At 55.6% G+C, this 15304-nt stretch carries 11 protein-coding genes; 3 read left to right on the top strand and 8 right to left on the bottom strand.

Annotated features, from left to right (window positions below; translation table 11 throughout):
- Window positions 1-18 precede the first annotated feature (18 nt).
- Entirely contained in the window at window positions 19-1284 is a 1266-nt protein-coding gene (locus IK012_RS12430; RefSeq protein WP_290955084.1) for an ammonium transporter, read from the bottom strand.
- A 33-nt stretch (window positions 1285-1317) separates the two neighbouring features.
- On the bottom strand, window positions 1318-1659 hold the full coding sequence (locus tag IK012_RS12425) for a P-II family nitrogen regulator (RefSeq protein ID WP_088637408.1): 342 nt from the start codon (window positions 1657-1659) through the stop codon (window positions 1318-1320).
- Window positions 1660-2051: 392 nt separating this feature from the next.
- On the opposite strand from IK012_RS12425, the gene purF reads away from it, so the two are divergent.
- Window positions 2052-3437, top strand: coding sequence for an amidophosphoribosyltransferase (purF, locus tag IK012_RS12420; protein ID WP_173379325.1), 1386 nt, complete (start codon window positions 2052-2054; stop codon window positions 3435-3437).
- A gap of 37 nt (window positions 3438-3474) precedes the next feature.
- Here the strand turns inward: purF and IK012_RS12415 are convergent, their stop codons facing one another.
- The 5 genes from IK012_RS12415 to IK012_RS12395 all read right to left on the bottom strand — a co-directional run bounded on the left by IK012_RS12415 (window position 3475) and on the right by IK012_RS12395 (window position 10518).
- The gene (locus IK012_RS12415) at window positions 3475-6078 is read right to left on the bottom strand and encodes a U32 family peptidase (protein WP_290955083.1); all 2604 of its coding nucleotides are present in this window, start codon (window positions 6076-6078) and stop codon (window positions 3475-3477) included.
- A 23-nt stretch (window positions 6079-6101) separates the two neighbouring features.
- Window positions 6102-6509, bottom strand: coding sequence for a hypothetical protein (locus IK012_RS12410; RefSeq protein WP_290955081.1), 408 nt, complete (start codon window positions 6507-6509; stop codon window positions 6102-6104).
- A gap of 279 nt (window positions 6510-6788) precedes the next feature.
- Entirely contained in the window at window positions 6789-7292 is a 504-nt protein-coding gene (locus IK012_RS12405) for a RidA family protein (RefSeq protein ID WP_290955079.1), read from the bottom strand.
- A gap of 182 nt (window positions 7293-7474) precedes the next feature.
- A complete protein-coding gene (locus tag IK012_RS12400; RefSeq protein ID WP_290955077.1) occupies window positions 7475-9181 on the bottom strand; it encodes a sodium-dependent transporter in 1707 nt (568 codons plus the stop codon).
- A 77-nt stretch (window positions 9182-9258) separates the two neighbouring features.
- Complete coding sequence (locus tag IK012_RS12395) at window positions 9259-10518, bottom strand: chloride channel protein (RefSeq protein WP_367273796.1); 1260 nt, start codon at window positions 10516-10518, stop codon at window positions 9259-9261.
- 385 nt (window positions 10519-10903) lie between these two features.
- On the opposite strand from IK012_RS12395, the gene IK012_RS12390 reads away from it, so the two are divergent.
- Together IK012_RS12390 and IK012_RS12385 are read left to right on the top strand one after the other, a co-directional pair.
- Window positions 10904-11689, top strand: a complete 786-nt coding sequence (locus IK012_RS12390; RefSeq protein ID WP_290955073.1) for a hypothetical protein — start codon at window positions 10904-10906, stop codon at window positions 11687-11689.
- Window positions 11690-11809: 120 nt separating this feature from the next.
- Window positions 11810-13210, top strand: a complete 1401-nt coding sequence (locus tag IK012_RS12385) for a radical SAM protein (protein WP_290955071.1) — start codon at window positions 11810-11812, stop codon at window positions 13208-13210.
- 91 nt (window positions 13211-13301) lie between these two features.
- Here IK012_RS12385 and IK012_RS12380 read toward each other — a convergent pair.
- A partial coding sequence (locus IK012_RS12380; RefSeq protein ID WP_290955069.1) for an aconitate hydratase occupies window positions 13302-15304 on the bottom strand: 2003 nt, incomplete at its 5' end.

Genomic DNA, 15304 nt, shown 5'->3' with positions numbered 1-15304 from the left:
TGTATTATGTTCCAGCCATTACATGTTGCTGAAGATTTGGAATCCGCTGTAGGATTCTTGTCCGTGTTCGCTTTGGTCGAGGCCGCGGAGTTCTTGACGTTCCGTGACGCGCAGGCCCATGGTCTTCTTGATGACGAAGAATATCAGGCTAGCGGCACCGAAGCAGGGGAGGGCGTAGGCGGCGACACCGATGAGCTGAGTGAGCACGCTGTAATTGCCGGTCATGTCGAAGATACCCACGGCGATCGTACCCCACACGCCGTTCACCAGGTGAACCGAGAGAGCACCGACCGGGTCGTCCAAGTGCAGGCGGTCGAACATGAACACCGCACCGACAACGAGCACGCCAGCGATGGCACCGATAATCCAGGAGGAAAGCGGGGTCACCACGTCGGCACCGGCAGTGATTGCTACGAGGCCGGCAAGGCATCCGTTGAGGGCCATGGTGGCGTCCGGCTTCTTCGAAACAATCCAGCTCGTGAGAGTTGCGGTAATGATACCGGCAACAGCGGCGAGGTTCGTGGTCACGAGAATCCAGCTAGTAGCCTTCGGATCACCGCTCAGGGCAGAACCGGCGTTGAATCCCCACCAGCCGAACCACAGCATGAACACACCGACAGTGGCGAGCGGAATGTTGTGAGCCGGAATGGCGTGAACCTTGCCGTTCACATACTTGCCGATACGCGGTCCGAGGATCATCACGCCGGCGAGAGCTGCCCAGCCACCCACGGAGTGAACGAGGGTAGAACCGGCGAGATCATGGAAGCCAGCCTTGCCGATGGTGGAGAGCCAGCCGCCGCCCCATGTCCAGCTACCCACGATCGGGTAGACAAGGGCCACGTAGACAACCGTGAATACGAGGAAGGAGTTGAGCTTCACGCGTTCAGCCACGGCACCGGACACAATCGTCGCGGCAGTGGCGGCGAACATTGCCTGGAACAGCCAGTCGGCAAACAGTGTGAAGTGACCGTTGTAGGCAGCGGTGAACTTAGAGGGATCTGCCCAGTCGCCAATGCCGAAGCCGGCGAAACCGAGGATTCCGTTGAATGTGCCCGGATACATGAGGCCAAAGCCGAGCAGGGCGTACATCGTGATACCGATGGCGGGGACCGCGATGTTCTTGAAGGCGACGTTTGCAGCGCATTTGGCGCGGACAAGACCCGCTTCGACGCAGGCGAAACCGAGACCCATGACGAACACCAGCATGGCGCTGATCATGATCCAGATGTTTTCCGTCATAAAGATTGCATCGCTGACGGTTGCGACATTTGCTACTTCGTTCATTGTTTAAATCCTTTGTGTTATTATCCCTTGTGTTTAACCAATTGCATCCGACCCAGTTTCACCAGTACGGATGCGGATGCACTGTTCCAGGCTCGTGACGAAAATCTTTCCGTCGCCGATTTCGCCGGTACGGGCCCCCGCGATAATCGCATCGATACAAGGCTGCACAAAGTCATCGTTTACCGCAATCTTCAAGCAAATTTTCTTAAGCAGGTTGACTTCGGTAACGACACCACGGAAACGTTGATTGTAACCCTTCTGCTGGCCGCAGCCGAGCACGTTCGTGACAGACATCTTGAAAATGTTCTTTTCGTAAAGGGCTTGCTTTACGAGGTTTAATCGTTCTGGTTGTATGTATGCCGTGACAAGCTTCATTTTTGATTCCTTTTTAGAAGTCCAATGGATTATGGATTCGTTCGCCCTTATGCAAAAGCCGTGCCAAAAATTCAGAATATGCCCAAAATGAGCGAAAATAGGCCTTTTTAAGGTCGAATGTGAAAATTTTCGCTATGTCCAGGCCTTTTTTCTCTGACAAAAAATGTTCAATTTACACTTTTTACTTTTCGGAAAATGGAAATAATTCGAAAAATGTAAAACATGATTAATTTGTTTGCAATCCTGTTTTCTGCGCCCAAAATTTTTGTTTTTTATGGATTGTTGAACGCAAAATTCGTTGCTATATTTTTCGCGTCCGCTTCCCTGCTTGCATCCGTACGGATGGGCTATGACCTTCGAGGTAGGGGAGGCTTAAAATTCAAAGAGGCGATATGCTCGAAGAATTGCATGAAGAATGCGGCGTTATCGGAATCTATAACGGCGATAACGTTGTTCGTAATGTCACCATGGGTCTCTACGCACTTCAGCACCGCGGTCAGGAAAGCGCTGGCTTTGCGGTAACGGATGGCGAAAAAGTCCGCGTCCGTAAATCCATGGGTCTGGTTTCCACGCTTTTAAGAGAACACAACGTCGACGAGCTGCAAGGTTTTGCAGGCATCGGGCACGTGCGTTACAGCACCACGGGTGCAAGCACTCTTGCGAACGCGCAGCCGATTCTCGTGAGTTGCAAGTGGGGGCAGCTTGCTGTGGCCCACAACGGCAACATCACCAACGCGAACGAACTCCGCGCCGAGATGGAAGCTGACGGTCATATTTTCCAGACCACGTCCGATTCCGAAATCTTGCTCCACGAAATCGCGCGCACTCATGCGGATACTCTGGGCGAAGCCATCAAGAAGGCGATTACGAAATTTACCGGGAGTTTCTGCCTGGTCTTCATCAGCAAGGACACGATGTACGTCGCCCGCGACGGGTTCGGATTCCGCCCGCTTTCCATCGCCCGTATGGGGAAGGCCTGGTGCGTCGCGAGCGAAACCTGCGCTTTTGACCTGCTCGGCGCAAACTACGTGCGCGATATCCAGCCGGGAGAACTCCTGACCATCACGAACAACGGCCTGCATTCGGAACGCTTTACGCACAAGGAACGTCAGGCTCATTGCATTTTCGAATACATCTACTTCAGCCGCCCGGATTCTGTCATTTTTGAACAGAGCTGCGACAAGGTCCGCCGCAAGATGGGCAAGCAACTCGCAAAGGAATGCCCCGTCGATGCGGACATCGTGATTTCCGTGCCCGATAGCGCGACCACCGCGGCGCTCGGCTATTCGCAGGCCAGCGGCATCCGTTTTGAAATCGGCCTCTTGCGTAACCATTACGTGGGCCGTACCTTCATCGACCCCACGCAGAACGTGCGTGAGCAGAAGGTGAAGCTCAAGTTCAACCCCATCGTGGGCGTGCTCAAGAACAAGCGCGTGTGCGTCGTCGAAGATTCCATCGTGCGCGGCACTACGCTCAAGATCCTTTCCCGCATGCTCCGTGATGCGGGTGCGCTCGAAGTGCATATCCGTATCGCATCGCCTCCGGTCGCTCATCCCTGCTTCTTCGGGATGGATTTCCCGAGCCAGGGCGAACTTGCCGCAAGTTCGATGACTCCCGAAGAAATCGCCAAGATGCTCGGCGTCGAAAGCCTCGGCTACCTGAGCGTGGAAGGCATGAAGGAATGCACGGGCGAAGGCGAACACTACTGCGCCGCCTGTTTCGACAATGACTATCCGGATTACATCGGCAGCGATTACCACAAGACGCGCTGCGGGTAAAAAACAAAAAATCGTGTAGAAGAAGCCTAAGATTTCCTTAGGCTTTTTTTCTATCCTTCCACACGCTTTCGTTGAAAAGCTGGCCTTCGGAAAGGCCGTATTTTTCTTCGACTCCGGCAAGGCGGATGGCTTCTTCGATGGAAATCTTCCCGCGGATGGCCTGCGTGTAGACAAGCGCCTTCTTGCGCACGGTTTCGGGCGGTTCCTGGAGCATTTCGAGCCGGAAATGCGAAACGCCCGATTTGCGCAGTTCGGGCAACAACTTGAGTGCGGATTGCGGTTTGCCCACGAAAAGCGTGTTGCGGCATTCCGCGTCGCTTTGCAGAAAATGGCGTTCTCCCTTGTGGTCCAGAATTTCGACCTTGTGCTGGGTGCAGATTTTTCCGCATTCGGGGAACCGTCTGCCGTTTGTGAGGGCTCGGGCGAACGCGCAATATTCGGAATGGAACGCGGGCATGTATTGGTGCAGCGTGAGTTCCATGCGGCTGCCGTCGATATCGCCCAGCAGGTCGAATAGCTGCGTGCTGTTCAGGTCCCAAGAGGGGTGAAGCGTCGCGAGTCCCTGCGACAGGAGCCAGTCATAGCTCAGGCTGTTCGCTGCGTTCAGGCTGTAGTCGCCGGTAAGCGGGATGCCGCTTTCGCGCAGTATGGCAAGAGCCCCGAGGCTGCGTACAAGGGCGAAATCGGGGGCGAGTTCCAGGATTTTTTTCAGGTAGTGGTTTTCGCCAGGCTTGTGGATGCGGAGCGTCGCCATTCCCGCCTTGAAACCGAGTTCGCGAATCTGCTGGAGCGGTTCGTCGTATTTGACGCCCCAGTCGAAATCCATGACGACACTATCGATGTCGAGGCCTTCGAGGGCGGCAATTTGTTCGGGACTGCGGATAAGCACGGAGATGACGGGGGCGACGCTATTTGCTTCTGGCTTGATATTCGAAAATTTCACGCGGTTCAGAAGCGCGCGGCCCGCAATGGCGCTCGGGGCGAGTTCCTTCCATTCGCAGCGTTTTGAATCCAGCAGTTCAATCGCCTTCTGGCGAAGCGTACGCAAGATTTTTCCCGGAACGAAGGCTCCGCGGTCGACGTTGATATCGAGGTTCCTGAGGCTGTATGCGGTAGCGCTCAGGCCCGAAAGTTCTTTCTGCGCAAGGTCGCGGAGCTTGTTGCCCGCATCGTTATGTTTTCCTGCGTCGTTGAACTTGCCGGCGTTATTGCTTCTGCCGGCATCCCCGTCGCTGTTTCTCGCGGCTTCCAGAACCGTGTCGCTTTCCACTTCGACGCGGTTGCGCGGCGTATCGTAGACGGCGAGCTTGAGCGTTTCACCGATGCGTCCCGATAGTTCCATGTTCACGGGAATGCGTTTCGCCTGCTCGCGATCGGTGAATGTCTTGCGCAGTTCTTTTTCCAGCGCCGGCGAGTCGTTGCGGTAGACCTTCATGCCGACGACAATTTGACGCACGTCGAATTCACGCCCGAATTCAAGCCGCATATACTTGGGGTCGCCGCGCTTGGTGTGGGGAAGGTGCGCTTCCTGTGCGGCATACAGGCGGCTGCCGATGCTCACCCCGAGGGCGGCGTTCTCGAACAAGATGCCGTCACCCGGACGCGGCCCCATGCCTGCGATGCAGTTCGAACCTTCGACAAGCGTGTCGTCCAGCGCGAGAATAACCTGCCCGCGTTCCACCTTCACGACAGTCCCGAGGAAAAGCCCGTGATGGTTGCTGAACGTTCCGTCCACGAGTTCCTGGTGGTTGTCTCCGTCGAGCCATCCCGAACGCAGGCCGCGGCTGAACAGAACTTCTAGCGGCTCCATGTCCTTCGATTCGAGCGGGATGCGGTTCAGCGCCTTGCGGTAGGCCTTCGCGACTGCCGCCACGTATTCCGGGCTCTTGAGACGGCCTTCCACCTTCAGCGATTCTACGCCGATTTCTTCAAGTTCGTTTAGCTTCGGGAGCGCGCACAAGTCGTGCGGGCTGAACAGGAACTGGGCATCTGTATCGCGGTATTCCTTGCCATCGACGAAGATGCGGTAGGGAAGCCTGCAACTTTGGGCGCATTGCCCGCGGTTCGCGCTCCGGCCGCCGAAGTTTTCACTGGTGAGGCACTGTCCCGAATAACTCACGCAGAGCGCCCCGTGAATGAACACTTCCAGCTCGAGCGGGGTCGCTTCCTTGATTCTTGCAATTTCTTTGAGCGAAAGCTCGCGGGCGAGCACCGCGCGGTTGAACCCGATAGATTTTACCAAGTTCACGGCCTCCGCGCTAGCAAGCGTCATCTGCGTGCTCGCATGAATCTCCTGCTCGGGCGCGATGGCGCGTATCAGGCGCGCAAGCCCGATATCCTGGATGATGAATGCATCCGGTTCCAGCGAGATGACCTGCTCCAGGAATTCCGGCAGGTTCTGCAGTTCGCGTTCGAATACGAGAACGTTCATCGCGAGGAACGTGCGCACTCCGCGGAGCCTTGCGTAGCGGATCATGTCGTAGACATCGTCGAACGAAAAGTCTTCCGTTCGACCGCGCGCGTTCCAATGCGGAACCCCGAAATAAACGGCATCGGCGCCGTTCTGGACGGCGGCCTCGAGCATCTCTCGCGTGCCTACGGGCAAGAGAAGTTCCGGAGATGGCCTCGTACTCGAATTCATATAGCCAAAGATAATTTTTTCTTCTAACGAGAAATCAAGTCTTCGAACTTGTATCCGAACTTCACGATGGCACCGGATTCGCGCACCATCAAAATCTTGCGGTGGGCGAGCCCTTCGAGGATGGCTTTGTCCAGGCGTTCCTGGATATCCTCGGGGCTGCCTTCGAACGAAATTTCGTCAATGTCGCCAGCCAGCGTTTCGGTGGCCCATTCGCGTGCGGGCTTGTCGCCGATCTGCTTGATGACCGCAACCACGGTGTAGTCCGGGTCCATCTCGTAGATGGCTTCGTGGATGAAAATGTCGTCATCGGGGGTGTTCGCCTTGCTAGTGAACATGCCCGCCGCTCCGGAATCTCCGGAGTCTGGATTCCTTTCGGATACAGAACCCTTGTAGCCCAGGTTCATGAACCACGTCCAAACATTGTCAATCATAACACCATTTCCAAATTTTGAGTTTTCCTCTATCATATTTATAATTAAATTTTGAATATGACAAGAGCTATTGTTTTTTTATTGTTTGTAATTTCGTTTTGCGTATTTTCTGGCTGCACGGACCCCGAAAAGGCGGCCGAAATCAAAGTTCTGACCGCGAAAAAAGATTCATTGGAACAAAATATCGGTGTCTTGCGCGAAAAGGCGGATTCGCTCACCCGCGAAAACGAGAAGCTGCACAAGCGCCTCTCCGAACTTGACATGGACTAATTTCGAAGCCTAGCCTTCGATCCAGTTCATTCTTCCGGTGAACTGGACTTCTTCGGGTATGGCCTGGAACGTGCAGCTGATTTCGACAGCGGCGTTCTTCGGGAGTGCGCTCACGCCCACGGCGGTGCGGGCATGCTTGCCGTTTTCCCCGAGAATCTGGACTGCGAGTTCGCTCGCCCCGTTCAATACGGCCGGCTGCTCATGGAAATCAGCGGCGGACTGCACGAACCCCTGCATCTGCACGAGCTTGAGCGATTCGCCTTGCTGGAGCTGCGTCATGGCGGCGGCGATGTTGTTCAAAAGGCAGATGCGCGCGGCTTCCGTGGCCTTCTCGGCCGGAAGTTCATTGGGGACGGTTCCCGTGTAGGCCGAAAAATCGCCCTTGACGCTCGGGAGCTGGCCCGATACGACGATGGTGTCGCCGAAGCGAACGGCCGGAACATAGGCCGCAAGCGGTGCAGGGCATTGCGGGAGCGCGAGCCCCAGTTCAGAAACCTTCTTGACGATATCCATAGTTTGTCCTTCCTTTTTTCACCCTCGCGGGGCCTTGTTCTCCCCGCTGGTGCGGGGAACTCCTGGGTTAAACTTACTTTTTCTTGAGCACCTTCGTGAAGCAGAAGGCGCAAAGGGCCGTGATCGCCGTCCACGACGCAATCATGAAAACGAGCCCGCCGGTAGTGAATTCTGCGTCCATGCTAGTTCTCCTTTACGGCGTCGGCCGCGCTGTCGGTTTCGTCGGAATTGCCGAGAGGCATTTTCTTGATATCCTTGCTGCGCCCTTTTTCGGCAGGGCCGCCCTTGCGCCAGGCGTAGGCGATGGCGACGTTCAGGAGGATAAAGAGCAAAAGCAGGAACCCGCGGAATGCCCAGGTGAAGCCGACCTTCGAGAAGGTATGCCCGAGGAAGTCCACGGTCGCGGCCGGATCCACGTTGCTGAGCGTGATGAACGGGAGGCCGTCTGTCGCCGTGAACGAGACAAGCAGCACGATCAGGTAAATCGGGCACACGTACATGATGATGGGGCGCAAGAAGCGCGGAAGCTTGAGCTGGGCTCCGTCGTTCATCGTGGCGAAAGCCTCGTTTTCACCCGGTTCGACGTTCACTTCGGCGGGGAGGTCTCCGTTGGCCTGAGCGTCCTTCGCCTTGCGGCGCCCGAGCACAAAGCTGAAGAGAACGGCCTGAATCATGCCCACGAATACGATGAGGTACGTACCGCCCCAGAAGTCGAGTTCGTCGACCGTACCGGCGGCAAGGCCGAAGATGGCGGTGAGGCTGCCGATAAAGGTGATGGTGCTGACCGTGGTCACGGACTTTTTACGCGTAAACTTGAGGTCGTCTTCGCAGAAGCTGATGAGCGGCTGGATAATGGAAATCGCACTCGTGATGCCCGCGAAGAACAGCATGGAGAACCAGACCGTCTGCAATATGCCGCCAAACGGGAGCGTGCCGAACACGTAAGGCATCGTCTGGAACCCGAGCCCGAAGGTACCGAGCTTGGCGCATTCCTCGATGTTCGCGCCCGCGATGAGCACCGCCATCGGGATGACGACCGTACCGCCGATAATCACTTCGGCAAAGCCGTTCGTGGCGCTTGCGGTAAGCGAAGAAAGCACGAGGTCTTCCTTGGGCTTGAGGTAGCTTGCGTAGCAGAAGATGATGGCCATGCCGAGGCTCATGGTGAAGAACACCTGGCCTGCCGCCGCCATCCACACCTTGGGGCTTGCGAGTTCGGAGAGGTCTGGGTTCCACATGAACGCGAGGCCCTTGCCGATGCCCGGGAGCGTAAGTACGCGCACCACCAGCACGAGGCCCAAAATCAGGAGGATGGGCATGCAAATCTTGTTCGCGCGTTCAATGCCCTTGCGCACGCCGAACGATAGCACGACCATGTTCGCCGCGAACGTGACGAGGAAGAATATGATTGCTACGGGTATGCCGCCGACGCAGGTCTTGAGCATGATGTAGTTGCCGAAGAACTCCGTCATCTTTTCGGGGCCCTGCGCGACGACTTCCATCAAGGTGCCTGTTGCCGAGTAGAAGGCGAACGCGAGAATCCACGACTGGATGAATCCGTAGTAGAAGATGATGAAGATGGGCGGCAAAAGCCCGAGGGAGCCGAGGTACTTGGCCCAGGGCTTCTTCTTTTGGAAAATGATATGGTAGGTGCTCGGGGAGGTTCCGTAGTTGTGGTATCCGGCGTAGCGCCCGAGGGTCCATTCTATCCATGCGAGGGGAATCCCGAGGAACACGAACGCGATGAGGTAGGGGATGATAAACGCGCCACCGCCATTTGTTGCCGCCTGGACAGGGAAGCGCAAAAAGTTGCCGAGACCGACCGCCGAACCAGCGACAGCCAGGATGACTCCTATTTTGGAGCCCCAGTTTTCACGATTTTTTTCCATGCCATAAATTTATGACATTCTATATGGCTTGGCAACCAGGGGATTGTTATTACAGGCTATTAACGCCCGTTTATGGGCTAGCGGAGGCGGATTTTCTTTTGTCCGTAAATGCACTGGCCACCGTTGCACAGGTAGGCGACTGTACAGGCGATAAAGAAAGCCGGCAGGGTATCGAACCCAAACATTTCGGCCCCGATGAAGATGGGGGCGAAAAGCGTGTTCGTGGCAGCGCCGAAGACGGCGGCATACCCGAGGGCTGCGGCAAGCGGGAGGGGGACCCCTACGATGGTCGCAACTACTGCGCCGAGCGTTGCCCCGATGGTGAACAGCGGGGTGACTTCACCGCCCTGGAAGCCGACCGAGAGCGTGACAATCGTAAGCACGAGTTTAAAGAGCCAGTCGTAGGCATAGATGCCTGCATCGCCAGCGGTAAGCGCTGCCGGGTTGGCAAAGCACATGTCGACCAGGTTCGTGCCGAGGCCGGAATAGCGGCCCAGCCAAAGCAGGAGCATGAACACGCTGAGTACGGCACCCATGACGGCGACGCGCTTGACGGGGTTCGGGAACCGGAGCGCGAAGAATTTTCTGGATAGCGAGAGGAGTTTCGCGAAACCGCCACCGACAATCCCGAAAATAAGCCCGAGGGCCGCGAGTTTTAGGATAAAGTAAACGTTTAGGCCGGACTCGCTGTACAAAAGGCTCGCGAGATTCCAGTCCGGCGAGAAACTGTTCAGGTCGAGCGTGAAGCGCGAAATCCCGAGCATTTCCGAAACCTTGTATGCCGTGATGGCGGCTACGGTGGCGGGGAGCAGAGCCGTAAGGGCCAGGTGACCCGCGATAAGGATTTCAAGCGAGATGGCGATGGCGGCCATCGGGGTCTGGAACAGGCCTGCGAAGCCCGCGGCCATGCCCGAAATGAGCAAGATGCGCGGTGCGTTTTCTACCGGGATTTTCGAGCTGATGTTGTGCCCGAGCGTGCCGCCGATTTGCATCGCGACACCCTCGCGCCCCGAGCTCCCGCCGAACAGGTGGGTAATCCATGTGGCTGCCATGATGAGCGGAATCAAGCGCAGGGGAATTTCACGTTCCTTGCCGTGCGCGGCATCGAACACGAGTCCCATGCCGCGTTCCGTGCCCTTGCCGACCTTCTTGTACGTGAATACTATCACGACACCCGCCAGCGCCAAGGCCGGAATCCAGTACACCGGATGCATGTCGCGGATGTCGTTCACCCGCTGGAGCACCTGCCCGAAGAAGGCGGTAAGTGCACCGACGATTGCACCGAGGAACAGAGCCGCAATGGCGAGTATCGGCTGCGAGAACCAGTGGGCGAGCATCTCCTTGACCTTCGCCTTCGCCATGCTCGTCGCCTGCTCCTTCATCTCGGGGCTCATGTTCCTGTAAATGTCTTTCCAGCGATTCCAGTCCATATCAGGTCCTTTTTTCGCCGCCAAATTTAGAAAAGTTGGTGAGGCGGGTAAATCCCTCTTGCCTGCGCTTGGACGTTTTGACTATTGTAGTACGCTTGTTTTAACCTGTTTGTACGTTGTAAATTTCTTACGTAATTATTACCAATTGTTTACAATTTTTACGAAGGACGGGTATTGTTTGCTCAAGAGATTAATGTTATATTCTTGCTACAACTTTATTGATAAAATAAAAATTTATTGATAAAATAATTTCTTAGGATAAACGATTGTTACAATCAAAAGGAGACAACTTATGGCAAAAGAAATGGTTGTATTGCAGGGAAAAACGTTCTCTATCGAACTGCAATCAATGATCGGCTCGACACTTTATGGGTGGAGCCTAACAGGACTCCCGCAGGGAATCGCTCTGTTGAGTACGGAGAATATCCCGACTACAGGCGGAGTCGCACCCATCATCCAAAGATTTTGGTTTGGCGCGTATGCCGTAGCGAAAGACAAGGCCGAAATTAGTTTCATGTTGGTCAATTACTCGAATCCGACACCCACGGATAAGAAGTATACCGTGTCTGTGAAGGTTATCCCAAGCGATTCGGAAGAATTTGCAAAATTCAGCGAGAACAGCGATGGCATGGTCAGAGACGCCTGCGGCCCGATTATGCCCTACGGCTATGCCTTGGATACGCTGGACGCGAATCAAATATACGGGTATTTGTGCACGAAACGCGATGTGGGAGTGAAATACGGATTCCCCGACACTCAGAACATGAATTACAAGTACGGTTACCCTTGCGACGTGCAGAATATCGTCCATAAATATGGCTATCCCTGTGGTGCACAGGATGCGGCCTTGAAGTACGGCTTCCCCTGCGATTCGCAAAATTTGAACCATAAATACGGTTATCCGTGCGGCGTGCAGGATGCAAACTTCAAGTACGGCTATCCCTGCGCATCAGACGATATCCATTTTAAGTATGGATATCCCTGCGGTGTTCAAGATGTCGTCCTCAAGTATGGTTATCCCACCAAGCCCGCTGCTGAAGCATCAATCATGTACGGGTACAAGTGCGATTCTAAGTAAACATCCATCCTTCAAAAAAGCATAGACAAATAGCTGCCGGCAAAAAAATGCCGGCAGTTTGGAGATTTTTAAATGGCGAATATCAAGTATCAACCAATTACTGCCGTTTGGGAAGTTACGATGGGTTGCAACTTTCGGTGCGGACATTGCGGCTCTTCGTGCGAGGGCGCGCTTCCGGGACAGTTGACTACCGAAGAAGCACTCGATTTATGTGACCAGATTGCGGATATCGGGCTGAAATGGATAACCTTGTCTGGAGGTGAACCCCTTACGAGGCACGATACCCCGGAACTGGTGAAGCGGCTTTCTGACAATGGCGTTTTGGTGAACATTATCACGAACGGCTGGCTTCTCGATCAAAAGATGGCCCAGAAGCTAAAGGAAAGCGGAATATCGACGGTTGCGATAAGCATTGACGGCACTCCAGAAATTCATGACAAAATCAGGAAGAAAGGGGCTTTCGAGCACGCACGGCAGGCTTTTGACGCAATGAAGAAATTGGGCATAAGGACCGGCGCGGTCACGACCATCACGAAGCAGAATCTGGATATCCTTCCGGCGATGAAGGAGGAACTGATCGGCATGGGCGTCGACACCTGGCAGGTGCAAATCGGCTTGCCGATGGGAAACCTGAAACAGCGTCCAGACTGGCTCTTGGAACCTAAGCAGATGAGGGATATCATAGACTTCTGCTACAATACGGCGAAAGAGGGTAGGATTGGCATCTATCCGGCCGATTGCATCGGGTATTATTCGATGAAGGAACTTGAGACCAAGCGCATTTCTTACAAGTCCAATTCATATTCCATGTGGGACGGCTGCAATGCGGGCGTACGCGGTTTCGGCATTCTGCACAATGGCGATATCTTGGGCTGTACCTCGATTCGTTCGAAGGAATTCATCGAGGGCAACATTCGCGAAAGGAAACTGCGCGACATCTGGGAAGATGAACACGCTTTCTTGTGGAGGCGTCAGATGGCGAAGGAAAAGCTTTCGGGTGCCTGCAAAAAATGCGTTTACGGTTCCAAATGCCTTGGCGGCTGCCCGAACACGCGCCTCACGATGAAGGGCAGCATTTATGCGGAAAACGAATATTGCGCCTACAACCTTTCGCTCAAGGAAATGGAAGCGAAGTATTCCAAGTGCGAGAGCGCGCCCGCGTTGCGTGAATTGGCCGATTCGCTGATACCGCAGGGCGATTTCCAGGAAGCGTCGTTTGCTTTGAAGCGGGCGCAGGAGCTGGAGCCTGAAAACGCAGATACCTACAGGGCAATGGGGTACAGCGAGTTCATGTGCGGTAACTACGAAGCATGCCTTGCGGCAAACGAGAAGGCGCTGGAAATCAACAGCAGAGATTCCTACTCCATGGGTGGCAAAGCACTTGCGTTGTTCCGCCTTGGAGAAAAGGAAAAAGGCTTGCAAATCATGCAGGAAGCGGTAGCCTTGTCTGGCGGGCAGGATCCGAACCTGCTGCATGACTTGAGGTACATGACCAGCAACATGTCCGCATCCGCAAAATAAGTAATCCACCTACAATACAAAAAAATCCCGGAATCATTGCGATTCCGGGATTTTTTTACAGGTTTGCCGCCAGTGTCTGGCGTTCTTGAAATTACTTGTTGTTGGCGCGGATCAGGTTCAGTGCGGAGCCTGCCTTGAACCATGCCCACTGCTGTTCGTTGTAGGTGTGGCTCAGGGCGATGTTGTCCACGGAGCCATCCTTGTGGTGGGCGACGAGGGTGAATTCGGAACCCGGGGCGAACTTGGTGAGGCCCACGATGTCGAACACGTCCTGTTCCTGGATCTTGTCGTAGTCGGCAGCGTTCTTGAAGGTGAGGGCGAGCATGCCCTGCTTCTTGAGGTTCGTTTCGTGAATGCGGGCGAAGCTCTTCACGATCACGGCCTTCACGCCGAGGAAGCGCGGTTCCATGGCAGCGTGTTCGCGGCTGGAGCCTTCACCGTAGTTTTCGTCACCGATCACGATGGAGCCCGTGCCCTTGGCCTTGTAAATCTTGGCAAGTTCCGGAACTTCCTTGTATTCGCCGCACTGGCAGAGAACCTTGTTGGTTTCGCCGTTGAAGGCGTTCACGGCGCCGATGAGCATGTTGTTAGAAATGTTTTCCAAGTGACCGCGGTAGTTGAGCCACGGACCGGCCATGGAGATATGGTCGGTGGTGCACTTGCCCTTGGCCTTGATGAGGAGCAGGGCGCCGGCGATGTCATTGCCGTCCCATGCAGCGAACGGTGCGAGAGCCTGGAGGCGCTTGCTTTCCGGGTTGATAGTCACGGTAATCTTGGAACCGTCTTCGGCCGGGGCCTGGTAGCCGGCGTCCTTCACTTCAAAGCCCTTCGGCGGAAGTTCGCACTGTTCCGGCGGGTCCAGCTTCACGGCCTTGCCCTCGTTGTTCACCAGGGTGTCGGTCATGGGGTTGAAGCGGATGTCGCCAGAGAGGGCGGCGATTACGGCCATGAGCGGGGAAGCCACGAAGGCGTGGGTGTTCGGGTTGCCGTCGGCACGCTTTGCGAAGTTACGGTTAAAGCTGTGAACGATGGTGTTGAGTTCCTTCTTGTCGGCACCGGCACGGTCCCAACGGCCAATGCAAGGACCGCAGGCGTTGGTCATGACGGTTGCACCGAACTGCTTGAACAAGTCCATGAGGCCGTCGCGTTCGGCGGTGTAGCGCACCTGTTCGGAACCCGGGTTGATGAGGAGCGGGCACTTCGGGGTAAGACCCTTGGCGAGGGCCTGCTTGATCATGTTGGCGGCCATGAACAGGTCTTCGTAGCTGGAGTTCGTGCAAGAACCGATGAGGGCGGCGCTTACGACCGGCGTGGATTCGGCCTTCGTTTCGGTGGCCTTGATAGATTCAGCCATGTCGGTCACGGCGAAGGCACGGTCCGGGCTGAACGGGCCGTTGTAATGCGGCACGAGTTCGTCGAGGTTGATTTCCACGACGCGGTCAAAGAACTTTTCCGGATTGGCTTCGACTTCGGGGTCGGCCTTGAGGTGTTCTGCAATCTTGTCTGCAGCGGCGGCTACGTCGGCGCGGCCGGTGACCTTGAGGTAGCGGCTCATGGAGTCGTCGTAGCTGAAGGTGGAGCAGGTAGCGCCAACTTCGGCACCCATGTTGGCAATCGTTGCCTTGCCGGTAGCGGAGAGGCTACGAGCGCCTTCGCCGAAGTATTCGATAATGGCGTTGGTGCCGCCCTTCACGGTAAGGATACCGGCGAGCTTCAGAATAATGTCCTTTGCGGTAGCAAAGCCACGGAGCTTGCCCGTGAGCTTCACGCCGATCATCTTCGGGTACTTGAGTTCCCAAGGGAGGCCGACCATGGCGTCCACGGCGTCAGCACCGCCCACGCCGATCGCGAGCATGCCGAGACCGCCGGCGTTCACCGTGTGGGAGTCGGTACCGATCATCATGCCACCGGGGAAGGCGTAGTTTTCGAGCACCACCTGGTGAATGATGCCTGCTCCCGGGAGCCAGCAGTCAATGCCGTACTTGGCGGACACGGACTGGAGGAAATCGTACACCTCCTTGCTTTCTTCCTTGGCGCGGGGGAGGTCCTTTTCGGCGCCTTCGCGGGCGATAATCAAGTGGTCGCAGTGCACGG

This window comes from Fibrobacter sp. (genome assembly GCF_017551775.1).
Classification (GTDB): domain Bacteria; phylum Fibrobacterota; class Fibrobacteria; order Fibrobacterales; family Fibrobacteraceae; genus Fibrobacter.
Note: the sequence above shows the minus strand (reverse complement) of the source record. Positions and strands in the feature narration are given on the sequence as shown.